Annotated in this window: 17 protein-coding genes, 1 tRNA gene and 1 pseudogene; 10 read left to right on the top strand and 9 right to left on the bottom strand. The window is 68.5% G+C overall.

The window, feature by feature from the left end; all coding sequences use genetic code 11:
* Positions 1 to 85: 85 nt before the first annotated feature.
* Complete coding sequence (locus ACZ6I1_RS06695; RefSeq protein WP_469283888.1) at positions 86 to 1,552, bottom strand: aminopeptidase P family protein; 1,467 nt, start codon at positions 1,550 to 1,552, stop codon at positions 86 to 88.
* A gap of 176 nt (positions 1,553 to 1,728) precedes the next feature.
* Positions 1,729 to 3,258, bottom strand: a complete 1,530-nt coding sequence (locus tag ACZ6I1_RS06690) for a PP2C family protein-serine/threonine phosphatase (protein WP_469283886.1) — start codon at positions 3,256 to 3,258, stop codon at positions 1,729 to 1,731.
* Positions 3,259 to 3,684: 426 nt separating this feature from the next.
* Between ACZ6I1_RS06690 and ACZ6I1_RS06685 the strand changes: the two genes are divergently transcribed.
* On the top strand, positions 3,685 to 4,407 hold the full coding sequence (locus tag ACZ6I1_RS06685; protein ID WP_469283882.1) for a bifunctional DNA primase/polymerase: 723 nt from the start codon (positions 3,685 to 3,687) through the stop codon (positions 4,405 to 4,407).
* Between the two features lie 135 nt (positions 4,408 to 4,542).
* Positions 4,543 to 5,124, top strand: a complete 582-nt coding sequence (locus ACZ6I1_RS06680; protein ID WP_469283880.1) for a hypothetical protein — start codon at positions 4,543 to 4,545, stop codon at positions 5,122 to 5,124.
* Positions 5,125 to 5,305: 181 nt separating this feature from the next.
* On the opposite strand, the gene ACZ6I1_RS06675 is transcribed toward ACZ6I1_RS06680, so the two are convergent.
* The 3 genes and pseudogenes from ACZ6I1_RS06675 to ACZ6I1_RS06665 form a co-directional block, all read right to left on the bottom strand.
* Positions 5,306 to 6,280, bottom strand: coding sequence for a DUF5926 family protein (locus tag ACZ6I1_RS06675; protein WP_469283878.1), 975 nt, complete (start codon positions 6,278 to 6,280; stop codon positions 5,306 to 5,308).
* Positions 6,281 to 6,508: 228 nt separating this feature from the next.
* A pseudogene (locus ACZ6I1_RS06670) lies at positions 6,509 to 7,110 on the bottom strand (ATP-binding protein).
* An 85-nt stretch (positions 7,111 to 7,195) separates the two neighbouring features.
* Positions 7,196 to 7,996: a glycerophosphodiester phosphodiesterase gene (locus tag ACZ6I1_RS06665; RefSeq protein ID WP_469283876.1), complete on the bottom strand. Its 801-nt coding sequence runs from the start codon at positions 7,994 to 7,996 to the stop codon at positions 7,196 to 7,198.
* 227 nt (positions 7,997 to 8,223) lie between these two features.
* Between ACZ6I1_RS06665 and ACZ6I1_RS06660 the strand changes: the two genes are divergently transcribed.
* The 6 genes from ACZ6I1_RS06660 (at position 8,224) to ACZ6I1_RS06635 (ending at position 13,805) form a co-directional block, all read left to right on the top strand.
* Entirely contained in the window at positions 8,224 to 9,786 is a 1,563-nt protein-coding gene (locus ACZ6I1_RS06660) for a S1C family serine protease (RefSeq protein ID WP_469283874.1), read from the top strand.
* A gap of 93 nt (positions 9,787 to 9,879) precedes the next feature.
* Entirely contained in the window at positions 9,880 to 10,785 is a 906-nt protein-coding gene (locus ACZ6I1_RS06655) for a LysR family transcriptional regulator (protein ID WP_469283872.1), read from the top strand.
* Between the two features lie 79 nt (positions 10,786 to 10,864).
* Positions 10,865 to 11,413 (top strand): cysteine dioxygenase family protein, encoded by a 549-nt coding sequence (locus ACZ6I1_RS06650; protein ID WP_469283871.1) that lies wholly within the window; start codon positions 10,865 to 10,867, stop codon positions 11,411 to 11,413.
* The gene (locus tag ACZ6I1_RS06645; protein WP_469283869.1) at positions 11,413 to 12,459 is read left to right on the top strand and encodes a YeiH family protein; all 1,047 of its coding nucleotides are present in this window, start codon (positions 11,413 to 11,415) and stop codon (positions 12,457 to 12,459) included. The genes ACZ6I1_RS06650 and ACZ6I1_RS06645 overlap by 1 nt, the downstream gene beginning before the upstream one ends.
* Before the next feature lie 261 nt (positions 12,460 to 12,720).
* The gene (locus ACZ6I1_RS06640) at positions 12,721 to 13,671 is read left to right on the top strand and encodes a trypsin-like serine peptidase (RefSeq protein ID WP_469283867.1); all 951 of its coding nucleotides are present in this window, start codon (positions 12,721 to 12,723) and stop codon (positions 13,669 to 13,671) included.
* Positions 13,672 to 13,720: 49 nt separating this feature from the next.
* A tRNA-Ser gene (locus tag ACZ6I1_RS06635) sits at positions 13,721 to 13,805 on the top strand.
* 145 nt (positions 13,806 to 13,950) lie between these two features.
* Here the strand turns inward: ACZ6I1_RS06635 and ACZ6I1_RS06630 are convergent.
* The 3 genes from ACZ6I1_RS06630 to ACZ6I1_RS06620 all read right to left on the bottom strand — a co-directional run bounded on the left by ACZ6I1_RS06630 (position 13,951) and on the right by ACZ6I1_RS06620 (position 16,375).
* Positions 13,951 to 14,406: an SCO4225 family membrane protein gene (locus ACZ6I1_RS06630; protein ID WP_469283865.1), complete on the bottom strand. Its 456-nt coding sequence runs from the start codon at positions 14,404 to 14,406 to the stop codon at positions 13,951 to 13,953.
* A 193-nt stretch (positions 14,407 to 14,599) separates the two neighbouring features.
* The gene (locus ACZ6I1_RS06625; RefSeq protein WP_469283863.1) at positions 14,600 to 15,385 is read right to left on the bottom strand and encodes a tyrosine-type recombinase/integrase; all 786 of its coding nucleotides are present in this window, start codon (positions 15,383 to 15,385) and stop codon (positions 14,600 to 14,602) included.
* 237 nt (positions 15,386 to 15,622) lie between these two features.
* The gene (locus ACZ6I1_RS06620; protein ID WP_469283862.1) at positions 15,623 to 16,375 is read right to left on the bottom strand and encodes a hypothetical protein; all 753 of its coding nucleotides are present in this window, start codon (positions 16,373 to 16,375) and stop codon (positions 15,623 to 15,625) included.
* Between the two features lie 1,095 nt (positions 16,376 to 17,470).
* On the opposite strand from ACZ6I1_RS06620, the gene ACZ6I1_RS06615 reads away from it, so the two are divergent.
* A complete protein-coding gene (locus ACZ6I1_RS06615) occupies positions 17,471 to 17,767 on the top strand; it encodes a hypothetical protein (RefSeq protein ID WP_469283860.1) in 297 nt (98 codons plus the stop codon).
* A gap of 235 nt (positions 17,768 to 18,002) precedes the next feature.
* Here the strand turns inward: ACZ6I1_RS06615 and ACZ6I1_RS06610 are convergent, their stop codons facing one another.
* Positions 18,003 to 18,596 (bottom strand): hypothetical protein, encoded by a 594-nt coding sequence (locus ACZ6I1_RS06610; RefSeq protein ID WP_469283858.1) that lies wholly within the window; start codon positions 18,594 to 18,596, stop codon positions 18,003 to 18,005.
* Between the two features lie 673 nt (positions 18,597 to 19,269).
* Here ACZ6I1_RS06610 and ACZ6I1_RS06605 point away from each other — a divergent pair.
* Positions 19,270 to 20,718 carry a hypothetical protein gene (locus tag ACZ6I1_RS06605; protein ID WP_469283856.1) on the top strand — a complete coding sequence of 483 codons (1,449 nt, stop codon included), beginning with the start codon at positions 19,270 to 19,272 and terminating at the stop codon, positions 20,716 to 20,718.
* The last annotated feature ends 175 nt before the right edge of the window (positions 20,719 to 20,893 follow it).

The raw sequence follows: 20,893 nt of genomic DNA, 5'->3' as shown, positions 1-20,893 counted from the left end.
GGACCCCACGGGGAAACGCCGATGGGCGGGACCCCTTGCCGGAATCCCGCCCATCGTGGCGCAGGAACTGCGCCGGGGCTGTGCGTCAGCCCTTGAGCCGCGCCATCCAGGCCTCGACCTCGACCGAGGTGCGGGGCAGCCCGGCCGAAAGGTTCCGGTTGCCGTCCTCGGTGACGAGGATGTCGTCCTCGATCCGGACGCCGATACCGCGGTACTCCTCGGGCACGGTCAGGTCGTCGGCCTGGAAGTACAGACCCGGCTCGACGGTGAGGCACATGCCCGGCTCCAGCGTCCCGTCGACGTACGCCTCGGTGCGTGCGGCGGCGCAGTCGTGAACGTCCATGCCGAGCATGTGGCCGGTGCCGTGCAGGGTCCAGCGGCGCTGCAGGCCGAGCTCCAGGACGCGCTCGACCGGGCCCTCGAGCAGACCCCACTCGACGAGCTTCTCGGCCAGGACGTGCTGCGAGGCGTCGTGGAAGTCGCGGAACTTGGCGCCCGGCTTGACCGCGGCGATGCCGGCTTCCTGGGACTCGTACACCGCGTCGTAGATCTTGCGCTGGATGTCGGTGTACGTGCCGTTGATCGGCAGCGTGCGCGTAACGTCGGCGGTGTAGAGGGAGTGGGTCTCGACACCGGCGTCGAGCAGCAGCAGGTCGCCGGAGCGGACGTCTCCGTCGTTGCGGACCCAGTGCAGGGTGCAGGCGTGCGGGCCGGCGGCGCAGATCGAGCCGTAGCCGACGTCGTTGCCCTCGACGCGGGCGCGCAGGAAGAAGGTGCCCTCGATGTAGCGCTCGGAGGTCGCCTCCGCCTTGTCGAGGACCTTCACGACGTCCTCGAAGCCGCGGACGGTGGAGTCGACGGCCTTCTGCAGCTCGCCGATCTCGAACTCGTCCTTCACGGCGCGGGCCTCGGAGAGGTAGACGCGCAGTTCCTCGTCGCGCTCCTTGGTCACCTTGTCGGTGAGGGCGGACTCGATCACGGAGTCGTGGCCGCGCACGCACCGCACCGGGCCCTCGGCCTCGGTGAGGGCATCGGCGAGCTCGCGGACGTCCTTGGCGGGGATGCCCAGGAGCTGCTCGGCCTCGGTGAGGGAGTGCCGCCGGCCGACCCACAGCTCGCCCTGGCCCGAGAGCCAGAACTCGCCGTTCTCGCGGTTGGAGCGCGGCAGCAGGTAGATGGTGGCCGTGTGTCCGGCCTCCCCGGTCGGCTCCAGGACCAGGACGCCGTTCTCGGTCTGGTCGCCGGTGAGGTACGCGTACTCGGTCGAGGCGCGGAAGGGGTACTCGGTGTCGTTCGAGCGGGTCTTCAGGCGGCCCGCCGGGACGACCAGGCGCTCGCCGGGGAAGCGCGCGGACAGCGCGGCGCGGCGGGCGGCGGTGTGCTCGGCCTGGGCGATGGGCTCCAGCCCGTGCAGTTCGGTGTCGGCCCAGCCGGTGCGCATGCTCTCGGCGAGCTCGTCGCTGACGCCCGGGTACAGACCGTTCTTGCGCTGCTTGTGCGTCTTCTTGGGCTGCTCTTCTTCCGGGGTCTCCGGGGTGAGCTCGTCAGCCACGTCATTCTCCTCAGCTACGACGACAGGCACGGACCGGGGTGGGGCCCTTGCCCATCGTATGTGCGAGCCCCCGGCAGCCCGTGTGCTTTATCGCACAAACAGCCGTTTTCGTGGCATTGGTCGCAGGTCACAGTCGCTGCTCGTAGCTGAGTAGCTCGTAGCTCGTAGCTCGCGGCTCACTCGAAGCGGGCGGCGAGCAGGACAATGTCCTCGGGCAGGTCGGCCGGTTCTCCCTGGGGCAGCACGGTCCGCAGGATGTGCTCACAGAGGGCGGCCGGGTCTTCCCGGGCGGTACGGGGCACCGTGGCGGCCGCCGCGTGCAGCCGGGCGTAGGCCCGGTCCATCGGGTCGCCGGTGCGGCGCAGCAGCCCGTCCGTGTACAGCAGCACCGTTTCTCCCGGTGCGGGCTCGATCTCCACGCTCGGCGCCTCCCAGCAGGACAGCATCCCCAGCGGCGCGGAGAGCGAGGTCTCCACGTACTCGGTGCGGCGCTCGCCGATGAGCAGCGGCGGGGCGTGCCCGGCGCCGGCCAGGATGATCTTCCGCTCGGCGGGCTCGCAGTAGGCGAAGAGAGCGGTGGCCGAGCGCGCCGGCTCGGTCAGGCGCAGCAGCAGCTCCAGATCGGACAGGACGGCGACCGGGTCTTCGCCCTCCATCACGGCGTAGGCTCGCAGCGAGGCGCGGAGCCGGCCCATCGCGGCGACGGCGCTGGGCCCCGAACCGGTCACGGAGCCGACGGCCAGTCCCAGGGCGCCCTCGGGCAGGGGGAGGGCGTCGTACCAGTCGCCCCCGCCGCGCGGTCCCGTGTGGTGGCGGGCGGCGAGCTGGACCCCGGGGACCCGGGGGAGGCGGCTGGGCAGCAGTTCCTCGGTGAGGGTGGCCAGGCGCGCGCGGGAGCGCTCCACTTCCAGCATCCGGGCGAGGTGCTCGGCGGCGTGCCGTACGTACAGTCCGACGAGGTCGCGCTGGCGGTCGTTGGGTTCGGCCTGCTCGTCGTAGAGCCAGACCGCGGCGCCGAGCCGGCCGGTGGCCTCGGCGGTGAGCGGGAGCGCGTAGCTGGCGGCGTAGCCGAGGCGGGCGGCCACTTCGCGGTGGCGGGGGTCGACGGGGGCGCCGAGGCCTCCGGCGCCGGGAGGCTCGCCCGGTTCGGGGAGCACCTCCGAGCCCCCGTGGGCGTCGGGGAGCCCGTCGAGGATGCGGCCGTAGGAGGTGGCGCTGCGCGGCACGGTCTCGATGTGGCCGAGGTCGGCGTGGCCGAGTCCGAGGCCGATCGTGCTCGTGGGGCCGAGTCCGTCGGAGGGCTCCATGACGACCAGGCCGCGGCGGGCGCCGACGAGGGCGGCACCGGCGCGCAGGAGCTCGTGGAGGGAGGAGTCGAGACCGTGGGCGCGGGCCAGGCGCTCGGTGAGTTCATGGAGGGTGGTGAGGTCCGAGACCATGCCCGCGAGCCGGTCCTGGATCAGACCGCCCGGTCCGGGCGCCGGGGACGGGGCATGGGTGGTCCGGGTGGGCGCGGGCGCCACAGTGTGCGGTGGCGTCGTAACCGTGGGATCGATTCCAGCCACTTTCGGCAGATGCGGGGCGCTCATGGCGTCCGCCTTTCCACCTGGTGCGATTCGCCATATAGCATCGCAAACCCCCAGATCGTGCTGCGCCGCCATCAAGGAATCCACATCTACACGCACACACGGATCCATGTCCAGCATTGCCCAGGTGGGAATCCTGGTGTCCGTGGGACGGCAACTCACTGTCCAGCCAAGGCTAGAACTTGGCCGGAAAAAGTCGGCGGCAGGTGGTTTTTGCGATCGACTGGGCGGGCTCTACAAGGGGCCCGGGTACGTAATCGGTAGTGTCCGGGGCCAGTTGGCGCGGTCCCGGACTCGCTCCGCACGACCTCGGCGCTGCTGCGGTGCGCCGTGCGGCCTGCCCCGAAGGGGGCCGGGGAACCGTCCGGAGCGGGCCGCCGTCCTTAGCGGCGGCAGCCGGTGCGGCTTGCGTTCCATAAGAAAACTGCACGAACCGTGTGAACCTGCCTTATGGCGGACAGTGACGCGAAACCTGTACGTGTGGTGAGACACCGCTTACATGGTGTGATGTGGCCCTCGGCGTTCAACGGAAAGGAACGAGCGCTCATGCGCGAGATCCTCGGAAGGCGTCTCCAGCGGCTCCGCGATCGCTTTCAATCCCTGCGCCCCACCCCGCGACAGACCGGCGCCGCGCCGGCTCTCCTCGACGCGGCGCTCACCTGCGCCACCACCTGGCAGTGGCCCGTGCTGCCCGGCGTCGGCCGGTCCGCCACGGACGGCTCGCGCTGCGCCTGCCCCGACCCCGACTGTGTCGTCCCCGGCGCACACCCCTTCGACCCGGGGCTGCTCGCGGCCACCACCGATCCCCGGATGGTGACCTGGTGGTGGACCAACCGGCCCACAGCACCTGTCCTCATGGCCACCGGCGGCACCGCTCCGTGTGCGGTGAGCCTCCCGGCCGGCGCGGCCGCGCGGGCCCTCGTACGGCTGGACGCGCAAGGCATGCGCCTCGGGCCGGTCGTGGCCACGCCCACCCGGTGGTCGCTGCTGGTGGCGCCGTACTCGCTGGAGCGGCTCGGCGAACTCCTTTACGCCAAGGACCACGTGCCGTCCTCGCTGCGGTTCCACGGCGAGGGTGGCTATCTCCTGCTGCCGCCGTCCGCCGCCTCCAGCGGCGGCCAGGTCCGGTGGGAGCGGGAGCCGTACGCGCGGCCGGCAACGCCGCCGGGCGCGCCGGAACTCTGGCTCCCGCAGGTGGAGGCGGTCGTGGACGCGCTGGTCGAGGCGAGCAGCGGTGCGCCCGGCGGTGGCAGCAGGCTCGCTTACTGACCTGCCCGGTTCGGCTGATCGAAGGTGCTCCGGCGCTCGTGCGGATCACTCGTACGGGTGCCAGCGGGACGAGTTTCCAAGGGAATTGGGCGCGGGGATCTCCGTGCCCCATTCCCGCATCGCTATCTTCGGCGAATGAATCTCCGCCTGATCGGTATCGGCGCCGGTGTGCTGATCATCTTGTCGCTCCCGCTCGCAGGAGCGATCGCCGGGCCGGATTTCGCCGGTCAGGATGACGGAAAAAACGGTGGCCTGTTCTCGACGCTCGGGCTTTCGGACTCTTCGCGTACCTCCCCCACGGCCCCCGTGCGTTCGGCGGCACCGCCGCCGGCGGTCGGTCCCGAGCGGCCCGGGCCGGTCGAGCAGCCCCGTACGGATTCCCGGTGCGGCCCCGAGCTGTCCTCGCCCCATGGCGTGGAGGCGCAGACGTGCATTCTGGTGGGTGAGGGCCGGACGTGGGGCCGGAGTTACTACCGGAACACCAGTGGACGCCCACTGGACGCCGTGCTGACGGTGATGGGGCCGGCCGGGCGTACGGTGCAGATCCATTGCGCCGTCGGACCGGGCGATGAGCCGGGACTGTGCGAGACGCCCAAAGAGGACTCGGCCGGAGAGCCGGACAGCTACTCGGCTGTAGCGGAATTTGCAGTTCCGGATGATGAAGGACAGCTGCTCCTGCGGTCCGGGAGCAACTCACCGGAACCGCGTGACGGTTGAGTACCGCCGGAATTTGAAGGGCCCGGTCGCTGGCGACGGGGGATGCACCAGCGACCGGGCTACAAGAACGGTAACAAGAGATCGCCTGTACGCAAATTCGATCTCTGATATTCAGACACCGATTTGCAGACGGTTAGCGGGAGTTGTGACTCCTGTCACCGGACCGGCGCGAGGGCGCAGGTCAGCTGAGGGTCACCTGGCGGTTGGTGAGCCCGCCGCGCGCCCGGCGCTCCTCCGGGGTCAGCGGTGCGTCCGAGGCCAGAGCCGTGGCCAGCCGCTCCGCGAACTCCGCAGCGGGCTTCTCCACATCGTCCGCGGTGACCCCGGTGGGCAGGTCCCAGACGGGGACCATCAGGCCGTGCGCGCGGAAGGAGCCGACGAGCTTGGTCCCCTCGCCGAGCGAGGACGTGCCGGCCGCGTGCAGCCGCGCGAGGGCGTCGATCAGCTTCTCCTCGGGGTGCGGCATGACCCAGCGCAGGTGGTTCTTCTCCGGGGTCTCGCACCAGTAGGCCGCGTCCACGCCCGTCAGCTTGACGGTGGGAATGGCGGCCGCGTTGGCCCGCTCCAGGGAGGCGGCGATCTCCGGGGAGGCGCTCTGGGCGCCCTCCGATTCCGGAATCCAGAATTCGAAGCCGCTGTGCACAACCGGCTCGAAAACGCCGTCGGTGTCCAGGAGATCCTGAAGTCGCGGACCCTCGGCCGGAACCCGGCGCGCCGCAATCGGAGTACCAGGATCCGCTACGAGTGCACGCTCCAGGGTGTCGGCCATGTCGCGGGCGAGGTCCCCGGTGGTGGAGTCGTTCTGCAGGCCGAGGAGGACGGAGCCGTCCTCGCGGCGCAGGGCCGGCCACGCCATGGGGAGCACGGTGACCAGCGTGACGGAGGGGACGCCCTCGGGCAGGCCGCCCTTGAGGGACAGCGGAACGGTGGCCGCCGGGACGAGCTCGCGCAGCGCGACCCAGTCGCACTCGCCCGGCAGGCCCTCGAAGGGCCGCCGTACGTGCTCGGTGACGGCGTGCGCGGCGGCCGCCCCGTGGCAGGCCTTGTAGCGGCGCCCGGATCCGCAGGGGCAGGGCTCGCGTGCGCCCACCACCGGGATTTCACCGTTGTTGAGCTGCGGCTTTGCAGTCTTGGCTGCGGGGCGCTTCTTGGCCATCGTGCGTGTCTCCCGGTTGCGGCGGTACGGCGTCGTGTCTGGGCGCGAGCCTAGCCGTTCGTACCGCCGGAACCGGTGGGGTGCGGCCGGGAGCACGGTCGGCGTGCGCTCCCGGACGGCCGCCTGAGCGATGCCCGGTACTGCTGTGGTGCTGTTCGTCGTTCGTCGTTCGTTGTTCTCGTTGGTTGTTCTTGTTCGTGGTGCTTGTCGGCCGTCGGGGAGCCGCGTTCACGGATCCAGGTCGTCGAAGGCCGTACTGAAGTCGATCGCCGGGGGCGCAACGCGCGTAGCGAAATCCTCGTGCCGGGTCCCACAGGCAACGATCACCCACACGGTGACCTCACCTGCCGCTCCATCCCGGACACCCCAGTCCTGGGCCAGCGCGCTGATGATGTTCAGCCCGCGGCCGCCCCGTGCGGTCACCGAAGGCGTGGCCGGGACCGGGCGGGTGGGTCCGCCCCCGTCCGTGACCTCGACCGTCAGTCGCCCCGCTTTGTCGACGCGCCATGCGGCGCGTATCTCCCCGTCCCCGACTTCCCGAGCTGCCAGTGGCCTGCCGTGTCGACAAGCGTTGCTGAGCAGTTCGGAAAGGATCAGTACGGCATCGTCCACGACCGATTCGGACACCCCGCTGATGCGCAGTTGCTCACGCATCCGGTGTCTCGCCTCGCCCACACCCGCAGGACCATGGCGTACATCCATGCACGACGACGTGGGCACTTCCTGTGCCACCACCAACGCCACCCCCGGAACCTCCTTAGCCCCACGCATGGTCTGGATGCCCCAATGGCCTGGACCGGAAACCGCCGAACCGGAGCCCTCTGACGCATTCGTGCCGTCCGGATGCGGAGCGGATGCGCCGGGGCACACCCTGTTACCGGCGGGGTGGGAGGTGCTGGTGGGCAAATGGGGACGTCAGCGGCCCAGTTGGGACAGAACCTGACGTGGCCTGTTCGTGATGATCGCTTCTACGCCCAAATCAGCGCACAGCTGAACGTCTTCGGGAGCGTTCACTGTCCAGACGTGTACGGAATGGCCCGCGCTCTGGAGCCTGCGGATGAAACCGGGGTGGTTGCGCACGATCCGCATGCCGGGGCCGGCGATCTTCACTCCGGCGGGCAGCCGGCCGTCGCGCATCCGGGGTGAGATGAACTGCATCAGATACACGGTGGGGATGGTCGGGGCCGCCGCGCGCACCCGGTGCAGGGAGCGGGCGGAGAAGCTCATGACCCGCACGGGGTGCGGTCCCTCGGCGGCGGGGGCGTCCAGGCCGAACCGCTTGAGCAGGAAGAGGAGGCGCTCCTCCACCTGTCCGGCCCAGCGCGTCGGGTGCTTCGTCTCGATCGCGAGCTGCACCGGCCGTCCGGCGTCGGAGACCAGCTCCAGCAGGCGTTCCAGGGTGAGGACGGAGGTGCGCTCGGGGTCCGCGTCCCAGTCGGGGGACTCCTCGCGGTCCCTCCAGGAGCCGAAGTCGAGGGCGGCGAGATCGGCCAGCTCCAGGGCGGAGACGGCGCCGCGGCCGTTGGAGGTGCGGTTCACCCGGCGGTCGTGGACCAGGACCAGATGTCCGTCGGCGGTCAGCCGGACATCGCATTCGAGGGCGTCGGCGCCGTCCTCGATCGCTTTGCGGTAGGCGGCCAGGGTGTGCTCGGGGGCATCCTCCGAGGCGCCGCGGTGGGCGACGACCTGGATGGTGCGCGGCGTTGCGTGGGTCACTGGGTCATGGTGCCACCGACGGGACGACCGGTGCCGGGGCCAGGTCCTGCGGATGCGTCCGAAATGCCGGATATAAAGAATGGCAGGAGATGCACAGGTCCGGCTTACAGTGCTCTGACGGGCCATGGGAAAGGCTTTGCCCAGGAACTTGTACGGCACGTCGAACGTTCAGTCGGCCCGAGACGCCAGAAGATTTCTGAAGCCGTGTGTGACGAGGAGAGAGCGCTGTGAGCACCGAGAACGAGGGCACCGCGGCCCCTACACCCCCCGCGGCCCCGTCCGTACCCCCTGCTCCGGCCTCCGAGACGCAGGCGGCCGGAGCGGCCTCCGCCGCTGCCGAGCCGGTGACCCAGCAGCTGCCGCACACGGCGGCGCCGGGCACCGAGCCGACCCAGCCGATCCCGTCCGCGCCGGAACCCCCGGCGGCAGCCCCGGCTCCGGCTCCTCCGGCTGCGGCTGCGGCTCCGGCTCCGGCCCCCGCGTACGGACAGGCCCCCGCGCCGGCCCCCGCGTACGGTCAGACCCCCGCGCCGGCCCAGGCCCCTGCCGCCCACGGAGCCGAGGGCTGGCCGCCCCCGCCGCCCACGGTGCCCGCGTACGGTGCGGGCGGCGGTCACGGCGGCGGCGCCTGGGGAGCCCCGTACGGTGCGGACGGCACCCCGCCCGCCAAGCCGAAGGGCAGGGGCGGCCTGATCGCGGGCGTGCTCGTGGCAGCGCTGCTGGCAGGCGGCATCGGCGGTGGCGTCGGTTACTGGGCCGCCGACCGGAGCAAGGACGCCGCCGGCTCGACCACGATCAGCGCGGGCAACACCCCGAAGGACCTCAAGCGCGACGCCGGCTCCATCGCGGGTCTCGCCGCGGCCGCGCTGCCCAGCGTGGTCACCATCGAGGCCTCGGCGGGCGACGGTGAGGGCGGCACCGGCACCGGGTTCGTCTACGACCAGCAGGGCCACATCCTCACCAACAACCACGTGGTGGCCTCCGCCGCTAACGGCGGCAAGCTGTCCGCCACGTTCTCCGACGGCAAGAAGTACGAGGCCGAGGTGGTGGGCCGGGCCCAGGGCTACGACGTCGCCGTCCTGAAGCTGAAGAACCCGCCCGCCGGGCTCAAGCCGCTGCCCCTCGGCGACTCCGAGAAGGTCGCGGTCGGCGACGCCACCATCGCGATCGGCGCCCCCTTCGGCCTGTCCAACACGGTCACCACCGGCATCGTGAGCGCCAAGAACCGGCCGGTCGCCTCCGGTGACGGCTCCGGCGGCAAGAACTCGTACATGAGCGCGCTCCAGACGGACGCCTCGATCAACCCGGGCAACTCCGGTGGCCCCCTCCTCGACGGGCGCGGCGCCGTCATTGGCATCAACTCCGCGATCCAGTCGGCGGGCAACGGCGGCTTCGGCGGCGGCCAGGCCGGTTCGATCGGCCTCGGCTTCGCCATCCCGATCAACCAGGCCAAGAACGTCGCCGAGTCGCTGATCAAGACGGGCAAGCCCGTGTACCCGGTGATCTCGGTCTCCGTCGACCTCCAGTCCAAGGTCGAGGGCGCCAAGATCTCCGAGCAGGGCGCGCCCGCCAACGACCTGGTCGACCCGAACGGCCCGGCGGGCAAGGCGGGCCTCAAGCCCGGCGACATCATCACCGAGTTCGGCGGCAAGCCGGTCGACAGCGGCCCGACCCTCATCAGCATGATCTGGACGTACAAGCCCGGCGACACGGTGAAGCTGACGTACCTGCGCGACGGCAAGCCGACCACGGTCGACATCACCCTCGGCTCGCGGGTCGGAGACAAGTAACGGGCGCACGAAGCGCGTCACTGGCTTGATGGGGAGGGGCCGTGGGCGGGATTCCGCCTACGGCCCCTCCCAACGTCCGCTTATGCTTCACGAGTGTTCGATTCCCGGCACATTCGGACGTTCCACGCCGTGGTCGCCTCGGGCTCCTACTCGGCGGCGGCCCGCGTGCTGGGCTACACCCAGCCCGCCATCACCCAGCAGATGAAGGCGCTCGAACGCGCCGTCGGAACCCCGCTGTTCACCCGTGTGGGCCGAAAGATGCAGCTCACCGAGGCCGGTGAGTCGCTGTCGCGGCATGCGGAGACCATCCTCGGCAGCCTCTCCGCCGCCGAGGCCCAGCTCAAGGCGTACGCCCGCCTGCGCACCGGACGGGTCCGGCTGTGCGGCTTTCCCAGCGCCAACGTCTCCCTCGTTCCGGAGGCCTTGAGCAGCCTGGCCAAGGAGCACCCCGGCGTACAGGTGGAGCTGCTGGAGGGGGAGCCTCCGGAGTCGCTGCGCCGACTGGAGCGCGGGGAGTGCGACATCACGCTGGCCTTCACCTATCCCGGACTGCACGAGGAGGTCCCGGACGAGGTCGCCGAGGTCAGACTGCTCGAGGACCAGCTGACCGTGCTGCTCCCGACCGGCCACCCTCTGGCCCGTCGCCGGGCCGTCCACCTGGCCGACCTCGCCGAGGAGCAGTGGATCGCGGGCTGCCCGCGCTGCCGGGCGAACCTGCTGCACGAGTGCGCGGAACTGGGCTTCGTGCCCGACATCCGGTTCGCCACCGACGACAACCTGGTCGTGCAGAGCCTGGTCGGGCAGGGGCTGGGCGTGGCCATGATGCCCGCGCTGGTGCTTCCCTCCCTCTCGCTGAACCGCGTCTGCGGACGGGCGCTCCAGCCCGCTGCCCGCCGCCACATCGCCGCCTACGTCTACCGCGACCACCTGCGCGTCCCGGCGACGGCCGTGGTGCTCGACGCGCTGAAGAGCGCGGCCGCGAACCGGGTCGGCTGCTGACCAACCCATAAGCAGCGCTTGGGCTTTCGGGTCATAACTGTCGTTGGACGTGATGGAACGGCAGCAGGACGCTGCCGGTATGACCACCACGACGCCGGCCCGAACGACCACGAGGATGGCCGCCCTCGTCAGTGAGATCCGCACGGTCGTGGCCCGGGGGCTGGCCCCGGACCTCACCGCCTACCTGGTCGGGGAACGCCTCGCCCCGCATCTGGGCGCACCCGACCTGCTGACCCCGGCGCAGCAGGAGGGCGACCCGGAACGGTACCGGCAGCACGTCCTGCACGCGGAGTCCGACGGCAGCTTCTCGGTGGTGGCCCTGGTCTGGCTGCCCGGCCAGGAGACCTGCATCCACGACCACGTGTCGTGGTGCGTGGCCGGAGTGCACCAGGGCGAGGAGAGCGAACGCCGCTACCGGCTCTCGCCCGGACCGGACGCGGCCCGGTTGGTCGCCACCGAGGACGTGGTCAACGGCCAGGGTGAGGTCTGCGGCTTCGCCCCGCCCGGCGACATCCACAAGGTGCGCAACTCCTGTCGTACGAAGGCGATATCCGTGCACGTGTACGGGGCCGACGTCTCCCGGCTGGGTACCAGCATCCGCCGCGTCTACACGCTCCCCGTCGACTGATGGCGCTCCTCCACCGCCCCCAGAGTGCGGCGGTCCGGCATGTTTCACGTGAAACATCCACCGTTTGGCCGGGGTTGGGGGCGGCCGCGGCCGGTGCGCTCGCGGCCTGGTGCATCCACCGGGTGGTGCCCGCCGTCCCCATGCTGACCGCGGCGGTGGTCCTGGGCATCGCCGTGGCACACCTTCCCGGTCTGCGGACCTACGTACGCGGAACCGCCCGTCCGGGCCTCTCGCTGGCAGGGCGGCGGCTGATGCGGATCGGCATCGTCCTGCTGGGCCTCGGCCTGGGACTGGACCAGGTCCTCCGGCTCGGCTGGGGGACGGTGGCCATGGTGGCCGGGGTGGTCGCGGCCACCTTCTTCGGGACCCTCTGGCTGGGGCGACGCCTCGGACTCCCGGGCGACCAGCCGTTGTTGATCGCCACTGGATACTCGATCTGCGGGGCCTCGGCGATCGGCGCGGTGAGCGAGGTGTCCGGAAGCGACGAGGAGGACGTGGCCGCCTCGGTGGCGCTGGTGACCCTGTGCGGGACGCTTGCGATCGCGGTGCTTCCCCTCCTGCAAGGACCTCTGGGCCTCTCCGACCTCGCCTTCGGGCGGTGGGTCGGCGCGAGCGTCCATGACGTCGGCCAGGTCGTGGCCACCGCGCAGACCGCGGGCCCGGGGGCTCTCGGCGAAGCGGTGCTGGTGAAGCTGATGCGGGTGGCGCTGCTCGCTCCGCTGGTGGCGGCCGTCGCCTTCTCCGTACGGGCCCGGCGACGCGGGGTGCGCACGGCATCGGGCCGCCGGCCCGCCCCGGTGCCGCTGTTCGTGGCCGGGTTCCTGGCCGCGGCGGCCCTGCGCGCCACCGGAGCCCTGCCGGACACGGCACTGGAATGGGCGCACACCGCTCAGGAGGCCCTGCTCGCCGCGGCCCTGTTCGGCCTGGGCAGCGCGGTGCACCTGCCGACCCTGTCCCGGACCGGCGGGCGGGCCGCGGTGCTCGGGCTGGGGGCCTGGGTGGTGGTCGCGGGGGTCTCGTACGCGGGTGTGCTGCTCACCGCATGAGCGTGCGAGGGGAGGGAGTTGGCCATTTCCTGGCCGGAACCGACCGAACGTTCCGACTGCCGCTGACAATGATGCGCGGCCGTGCCACTCTGCCCGGCAAGCGCCCGGCACGTCCCGGCAGCGCACACCGCCCGGCACGTACCGCCGGCGCACACCGCATACGGCACACCGCACCGCCGATCCGCACCGACCGTTCTTCACCCCCACCCTGCCCTGGTCCGGCCGACAGGACCCGACCGGGCACGGCAGAAGGAGTCATGCGTGAATCGTCATCGCATCGCAGCGTCCGTCCTCTTGTCGGCGGGCGCCCTGATCGCCGGGGTACTGACCGCGGCCTCCCCCTCGGCCGCGGCGGACACCTCCGCGTCCTTCCGGCAGCAGCACACCCAGGGCTTCTGGACCGCCGAGCGGATGCGGGGAGCCACCCCGCTCGACGTCACGGCGGTCCCGGGCGCCGCCCGTACGCCGGTCGCCACCTCGGCCGCCCCCACCCGCATCGCCCCGACGCCTGCCTCCGCGTCCCCCACCGCCTTCCCGCAGCCGGGCGGGGCCTGGACGGGCGGCGGAGCGGTCGTGAAGACCTCCGGCCGGGTCTTCTTCACCATGGGGAACCGGACCGCCTCCTGCTCGGGCGACTCGGTCACCAGCGCCAACGGCAGCACGGTCATGACGGCGGGCCACTGTGTGAAGTACCAGGGCGCCTGGCACACCAACTGGGTCTTCGTCCCCGCCTACAACAACGGCAACGCGCCCTACGGCCAGTGGCCGGCCACCAAGACCTTCGCCACCGACCAGTGGGCGGCCAGCGAGGACATGAACATGGACGTCGGCCTCGCCGTCGTCGCCCCGCTGAACGGGCAGACCCTGAGCCAGGTCGTCGGCGCCCAGGGCATCCTCTTCAACGGCGGCTACAACAAGAGGATGTACTCCTTCGGCTTCCCCGCGGCGGCCCCGTACGACGGCACGAAGCTCGTCTACTGCAGCGGCAACAGCGGCAAGGACTTCCTGCTCACGAAGGACCACAGCCTGGCCTGCAACATGACGGGCGGCTCCAGCGGCGGCCCCTGGTTCCAGGACTTCAACGAGACCACCGGCCTCGGCACCCAGGTCTCGGTGAACAGCTTCGGCTACACCTTCCTGCCGAACCGGATGTACGGCCCGTACTTCGGCAACGAGGCGAAGGCGGCCTACGACAAGGCCCAGACCGCCTGACCCTCAGCGGCCCCGCCATCCCCACCTGGCCGGTACTCTGTACCGGCCAGGTGGGTTGCCCGAGCGGCCTAAGGGAACGGTCTTGAAAACCGTCGTGGCGCGAGTCACCGTGGGTTCAAATCCCACACCCACCGCTTCCAGGTCAGAGAAGTAGCAGGTCAGAGGGCGGGTACCCGATCAGGGTGCCCGCCCTCTCTGCTCATCCTGTCTCACCTTGATGCACCCGTATCCCGCTGTTGACCAGCGCGTATGGGCCATCTGTGGGCCAGGATCATGGCGCTAGACCTGCGCACTCCTGGCGTCGCGCCGCCGAGCCACGTAGCGGAACAGGGCCCAGATCGCCGCGGCGTTGACCAGGGCGCCGACCAAGACCGAGGCGTAGAAGCCGAAGCCGTCCAACATGTCGAGCTTGGGGTCCACGGACGTGTCCGGTACCCAGTCTGCGGGGAGCGGGTCCGACTCCGAGGGGTAGTCCGTGGGCAGCTTCGTGGGCGGCTCGGAGCCGTACTGCGGATGGGGATCCATGGGCGTGTCCGAGTCCAGGGCGTCCGGTGCGGGTACGAAGAACGTCAGCAGCCAGAGGCTGACCGGCGCCGTGGCCAGGATCGGCCAGGCTCCGAAGATCCCGATGTCCCCGATCCGGCTGCCGACCGCGACGTAGACCAGCATCGCGACCACCAGGGCTAGGTACGCGCCGGGCACCCACATCTCAGCCTTCGACCAGCGCCGCACCATGACGTTCCCCGTTCCGTTCCGCTTCGTTCGACCTGCACCCAGTCTCGAAGCTGCCGGGGACCGCCACCTGAGTACGCCTACTCATCCTGCTCGGCCCTGCGTACCTGGTCAGAGCTATGCACGGCAAGCACGCCATGGACACCGCGCAACGTATCCCGCCATGTCCGGCACACAGCGCCGGAGGATTCCGCGACTAGCCGCCGTTGAGGCCCCGCTCGATCAGTTCGTTCGCCCGCGACTGCTGGCCCCTGAGGATCTTGGCGTAGAACCGGAACAGGACCGTCAGGCTGTGCCCGGCTCGGCGGGCCACTTCCACCGGGTCGACCCCCAAGTTGATCCACAGGGACACCCCGGCATGTCTGAGCGAGTACGGCACGTCGGCCAGCGGGGAGTCTGCCTCCTCCGGATACAGGGCCGTCAGCCTGGCGGTGTCCCAGAGTTCGCAGTACTCCGTGGACCGCACGCGGCCGCCTCGGGCTGCACGGAACAGCCGGCCATCAGCGGCCACCCCGAACTGCTCGATGTGCTCCCGCAACATCGTGGTGAGGACCGGCGGGATTGGCACCGATCGGGTCGCTCGTCGGGCGCGGTGCTTCAGGCCGCGCTGGTCGAAGGACTGCCCGTCATCAGTCCACCCGGAGCCGACCTCGGGGCGGCTACCGCCGAGAACGAGTTCGCCCCATCCCGTCTCCGGCAGCCAGCAGTCGGACTTGTGCAGCGCGGCTATCTCGGAAGGCCTCATCGCCGCGTAGTACAGGCAGCCGAAGAACCCGGCCATCTGCTCCCCACGTGTGCCGAGTTGTCGTACCGCCGCGATCAGCTCGGCCGCCTGCTGTGGATTCGGGACGTAGCGGAAGTCGACCTCGTCGTCCTTGGCCGGCGCGCTCCAATCGACGAGGCCAAGCGGGCTGGCGGGCAGAATCCCGCGCTCCACGGAGTACCGCAACGCGTTGCTGAGGACCATGCGCTTGCGGCTCACCGTGTTGTCGGGCCTTGGACCAGAACAAGGACAAGGGGGAGCTGTCATCCCGTCTGCCGTCGACCCAGGCAAGCCATGGAGACCACGCTTCGCGGGCCGAGGTCGTTCGCAGCAAGGCGGACGCGTGCCGGCAGCGCCCAGGCAGACTCGGCCTCGGCTGTCTCACTGTCCGGCTTTTGACGTAGTGGCAGCCTACTCATGCCATGAAATTGGAACCCGATTGGAAAACCCTGAGGGTCAAATCGCTGGGAGGTGACTCTTCTGGTGCAGGCGGGCCTTCCTGTAAAGATAAAACGGATCAGCACCTACGCCATCAAATTGCCACCGATAGAATATTCCCACATATCCAATTGAAAGCGAACTAGAGAAAGCCGTCAGTCGACCCAGGCTGGGGCTGACGTATCCCAACCCTTGCCCCATGGAAAGCATAGACACGCCATCCAGTTTGCGTTGCACCTTCCATGCATCGCGATCCTTAAAGGTGACCATTTGGACGCTATCTAGAACCTTTCCGCCATCAAGGAACGTGCCGAACTCTGGAGGGACTTCGAAACCATCCGCCTCCATCCGGCAGCCCATTTGTTTCACAACATAGCGAGCCAGGTTAACGACCGAGGAGGGCCAATCGCCCCCGTAGACGGCAGCCATATCGATGAATCGCGACGAGTGGAGTCGGTCGCCGGCTTCCCACACATACTCGGCGAATCGATCGTAGGCGAGATCAAACCTTTGACTGCGAGCGTTGTTGCAGTTGGCGCAAAGATTTGAAGCAAACTTCACTCTGGATGATTTACGTAGAGATCGAATCGATTCCAGCTTTTCCCCGTCACCCCACAGCAAGCCTGCGCCGTCGGCATTGAGTCGACGCAGGTCGCTGTGCTTAAATTTGTGCTCTGAAGTGTCGGCGACATTTCCGCACCACCAGCAATCGCCTGTTCGATTGGTGCGGTACGGATCGAGTTCTCGACCTTGCATGAACTCGGCATCCATGCGTCCCCCTCCCAAGTGGTCGACTCCTGTGAGTGACTTGCTGGATACAGGCTCACTGGCCCTACCTCACTCGTCAAGCACTTAACGTATGCCCGGCCTTCCATGCGGGCCGACCTGCCACGTGGGGAGGCCTCAGAGGGACCGCGTTGCTGTTCAAGGCTCGCGCTGGCGGAGAGCGCTACCTGCAACAAGGCCCTGACTAACTGCCATTAGAGATCCGTCGTCGAAAGTTCGTGTGGGTGGCCAGACCGCGGAGGCGTCGTGGGCCGGCCAGATCCGGAGGAGCCAGTCTGGATATTCCCCAGTTACTTGCACACTCTTCTCCCAGAATTCTGGCGGGATCATCAATGTCACTAGGGCCAATTTCCCGATGCCGGCGGCCCAGTTCATTCCGGAGTAGGTCACGCCAGGCTGGCTGGGTAGTTTGAGGTCCAGAGGGACGGTGTAGATCTTGTAGGTCCGCAAGTGTGTGGAGGTGTCTACATCAGCAAATCGGCCTATCCAGCAATGGGTGCCTGGTGGTGGAGTTCCTCGGTCACGCAGCCAGCGGCAGGAATCTTCGAGTGGCTGGGGAAGTATGTTGCTGGCGCGCGCGAAGACCGACGCTGTCTTACAACTCCAAAGCGTTAGGAGCTCTTGGTCGGAAGCTGAAATATTCGAGACTTCGCCCCGCATCAAAGCTGAAATCACCTGCATTGATGCGACCTCTAGATTGCTCATCCAGCCGTTATTGCATGAGGAGCATGCGATCTTGGGTTTATAGTCCATTGAAGTGGCGGAGTATTCAAACTTGGTTCGCCCCTCGTGCTTGTGGTTGAACGCTCCAACTCCAGGGAGTACCTTACTCATCCAGGTTGGGAGTGCATGCTCGCGCGTAAGAGGGCCACTCTGACTTTTGCAAAATAGGCACGATCTTCTGCTCACTGGTCTTCCCTATCCTCAAGCCTTAGCTGAAGAAGCCGCTGCGGGAGTGGTCCGCTAGAGCAAGAGCCCCCACTGGTCGCGCCAGCTGTCCACATGCTCCGGCTTTATGACCGTGTTTCTTGAGTCAGGGTTACGGGGCCGTACGCCCCCAACCTGTTCCAAGAACTGCATGTGGCGGGCGACTACTCCAGCGCGGAGCTGGTCGCCGTCCGCAACGAAAAAGTGGTGACCCTCCACAGTGATCTGGACGAGGATGACTCGGCTGCACGTGAGGGCCGCGAACTTGTCGATGTCCGCGATCATCCACGCTCCTTTGGTCGCCACCATCACCTGAGCATCGTGCTCGCCAACCTCGATGTAGGTCTGGGCTCCCTTCAGCTTGGCTGGTATGCCCCGCAAGAGTGCCTCAGCGACCGCGAGATGGCGGCCGGCCTGATGGGTCTGGGAATGGGTACGCGCGGCAGCTGACATGTAGGCAGGATGACGCAACACGTGACTGGCTGAGAAGAGTGGAGCCGAGCAGGTTCCTTCGGCGAGAGGTGAGGACCATGGCGCGATGCCTAGGCGCCGCAGGTGGATGCCGCTGCGGGTATGGTGACATCTCCATCTGACCTTAATGCCGGTGAACGCCGACGGCAGCCACTAGTCAGGCAGAGGTGTCCGGTCCTGAAACTGATGGATGCTGGGAGGGTCCTCGGCGAGCCTACAGAGCAGTGGTCGGCAGAGACTCGTGGTGATGCCAGATGAGGTAGCGGTCTTCCCGGCGCAACTCGGCAGAGCCCCATTCGATGCGCATCACTCCGCGCTCCATGGCACAGGCGTAGGCGACCAGGACCAGGCGGATGTCCTCGGGGAGCAGCGCTAGATCCGGATGAGCTTCCGGATGTTCGAGTTCCTCCATGCCCAGGTCGAATGCCTGCTGTATGGGTTCCGGGCCGTGCCGCCGGATCAGATCCGCGCGGAAACCCGTCGCGCGGCGCAGGCGGGCAGCGGTGACTGGGACGTCCTTCTTCGCGTAGCGGATCGGGTAGACCACGCGATCCGCGAGGACCACCACCGTGCGCCCTTGCAAGCGCACTGGGGTCGCGTCGGCAACGGTGCCTAAGCCGGCGGCGAGTTCCTCGTACTGCGCCGCGTACAGCCCGTGCCCGTACGCTTCCAGCGTCTGAGTGTGGACTCCCTCGTGGCCGTTGCGCGCCCTCTCGTGGGCCCGTAGAAGGCACGCCGGGATGATGTCCACCAGATCGTCGGCCACGTTCCCAAAGGTCGCACGCGCCCATGCAGTAGCTGACCCCATGGCACCGCCCTCCCCCTCATGGCGCCGAAGCGCCGAGCAGCATCAAGAGAAACCGTGCGGCCGTGGGCGCGAATCACGCAAGAGGGCGACTGCTGCGTGCGGGGCCGACGGCGCTGGCATGGGGCTTCATGGAGCCAGGTCCCGCCCTTCACATACGCGCAGGCTGACCATGCGCAACGAGAGGCACGACCAGTGGCTGTTGGACGACGAGGTGGAGCTCTTCATCCAGTGCCTCCACCGATACGCCATCCACGATCTCGACCAGTGGGACCTGTTGCGGGTGAGCCATGAGAAGGCCCCTACGTCACCCCCATTGCGAAATCAGCCCCGGAGAGGGGCCCATCTGTCTACCGGCGACCCTGAGGGCTGAAGCGTGGAGCGCTCTCGCGCCCTAGGCGTGCCCGGTTGGGCGGCTATGGGGGGAGTGGTGGGGGAACAGCGGTCGGGGTAGTGGGTACACGCAGATCAGCCTCTTGCCCGGTCAGAGTGGATGCGGGTACACGATCATCCAAAACCGTCCACTGAGCACCACTCCAGCTCTTGACGCCGAGGTTCAGAGCAGGCGGGGACTCGGTTGTGCGGGCAATTCCCTTGCGATGCGACAGGACGTCATAGATCCTGAGCGGTTCGCATCTACAGCCCGTCCTCGCTCCGGGCTGGTTGGAGGGTGTCTGTGTCACCAGTCCGCTTCCCGGACCTGTACCGTGCCTGCTCCGCCCTGGCGGCCAGGATCATCAACGAGCTGTCCAAGGGCGGGAAGCCGCCGCAGATTGCCGACATCGTCGACAGGATGAAATGGCGCCGGATCGCTCAGGACATGTTCATCTCGACAACCGTCAAGCTGTGGATGTTTCCAGTCCTTCTGTACAGAGACCTCGAGAACCTCGAAGAAATGCGCCAGCTGCGCGCCGTCGTCCAGAAGGATCCCGTCCTGGCATCCCGTATTGACACCCTGGTTGGAACCGCCTTCGGCGCGACGCGGCGGGAACTCACTGAGCTGATCCGCTCCCTGATTCAAGATCTGGTGCTGGCCAACGGCTCCTGGGAATTCGAACAGGAGACCTTCGACGCCGCCTACAAGCGCCTTGAGGCCGTCCTGGCCATTGACACCGTCACTCTTACTGACATCGCCCCTCTCCTAGGGTTCGACGGGGACCAGAGCATCGAAGGCCAGCAGATAGTCGCAGGCGTCGTGCTACGCAGGATGACCGACGTTGAGATTTCCCGCGCAGTGCAAAGCGCGGCCATCCCCATCGACCAGTACCTCACAACCGAGGTGCTCCGGGTGTCCCGATTCAACCAATGGGCTTTGACCGCCGAGCACACCCACCCGCTGCGGACAGGCGAAACTGACCCCACCCCGCCACCTGCTGCTCCGCCGCTCCCGATTTACACGGATGCGATTCCCGCGTTGCTTGCCGCGATCCGGCTAGTCTGCGGCGGCTCGACCACGACGAGTTACGGCATGCGTACCGATTCGCTCGGACAAGGCTTTTCCACAGTGCTCACCCCAATCGGACCAACCGACCTGTCTCGTCCGACGGTCCTGGCCGGCCAGGAGACGCTCAACCGGGTCCGCACCACGTACCAGCACCTCACCCACCCGGCTGTCATCGCAGACCGTCCACTGTCCACCGCGATGCGCCAGGTCGTCCTTGCTGGCTCCCGAGGCCTGGTCGAGGACAGACTCCTTAATCTGATCACCGCGGCGGAGGCGCTGTTCATTACCCGCCTCGGCCGCAGAAGCCGCACGGGTGAGAAAGTCGGCTTCCTCGCGTCTGGCGCCTCGGGAAGGCTGGCCGGAGACCCCGCACTCGGCACGCCGACGAAGGAGAACATCGAAGCGCTGATCCGCGCGGCCTACCGGTGGCGCAACGCGGAAGTACACGGTGGCCAGCACCGCAACGCCCCCTTCCGGCGGCTCGACGGTACGACCACCAATGACCTGGCCTCCGTTGCCGAGGACCTTGACGGCATGATGCGTCGTGCCCTACTCCTGGCCTTGAAAGACGCCAGCCAGGCCCCCGGCCGCGGACGGCGCAATGCGACACCGTCGGCCGTGCCTCCCCGTGGCAGCAGGGCAAAGCGGATCGGGAAGAGGGGACCCAGCCCCAGTGCGTGAGCGCCTGGCCTGCGGGAGTTGCGAACGGATTTGCGCGACGTCCGGCCTCGTGCCTGTGGGCGCCAGGGCTTGATGAGGAACTAGACGAGTAAGTCCGAAGTCTTCGTCAGTGGTCGTAGGCGATGAGTGATCGTGTGATGGCTGTGCCGTTGGCCCGGTTGTGCCAGATCGCTGC

This window comes from Streptomyces sp. NPDC046303, assembly GCF_055588085.1.
The sequence above is the reverse complement of the archived record's forward strand: the minus strand, read 5'-3'. Positions and strand labels throughout refer to the sequence as shown.

Excerpts from the sequence above, each read along its gene's own strand:
- ACZ6I1_RS06690 (WP_469283886.1), bottom strand. The coding sequence starts at position 3,258 with ATGCTGGACATGGATCCGTGTGTGCGTGTAGATGTGGATTCCTTGATG.
- ACZ6I1_RS06685 (WP_469283882.1), top strand. The coding sequence starts at position 3,685 with ATGCGCGAGATCCTCGGAAGGCGTCTCCAGCGGCTCCGCGATCGCTTT.
- ACZ6I1_RS06680 (WP_469283880.1), top strand. The coding sequence starts at position 4,543 with ATGAATCTCCGCCTGATCGGTATCGGCGCCGGTGTGCTGATCATCTTG.
- ACZ6I1_RS06675 (WP_469283878.1), bottom strand. The coding sequence starts at position 6,280 with ATGGCCAAGAAGCGCCCCGCAGCCAAGACTGCAAAGCCGCAGCTCAAC.
- ACZ6I1_RS06650 (WP_469283871.1), top strand. The coding sequence starts at position 10,865 with ATGACCACCACGACGCCGGCCCGAACGACCACGAGGATGGCCGCCCTC.
- ACZ6I1_RS06645 (WP_469283869.1), top strand. The coding sequence starts at position 11,413 with ATGGCGCTCCTCCACCGCCCCCAGAGTGCGGCGGTCCGGCATGTTTCA.
- ACZ6I1_RS06630 (WP_469283865.1), bottom strand. The coding sequence starts at position 14,406 with ATGGTGCGGCGCTGGTCGAAGGCTGAGATGTGGGTGCCCGGCGCGTAC.
- ACZ6I1_RS06620 (WP_469283862.1), bottom strand. The coding sequence starts at position 16,375 with ATGGATGCCGAGTTCATGCAAGGTCGAGAACTCGATCCGTACCGCACC.
- ACZ6I1_RS06610 (WP_469283858.1), bottom strand. The coding sequence starts at position 18,596 with ATGGGGTCAGCTACTGCATGGGCGCGTGCGACCTTTGGGAACGTGGCC.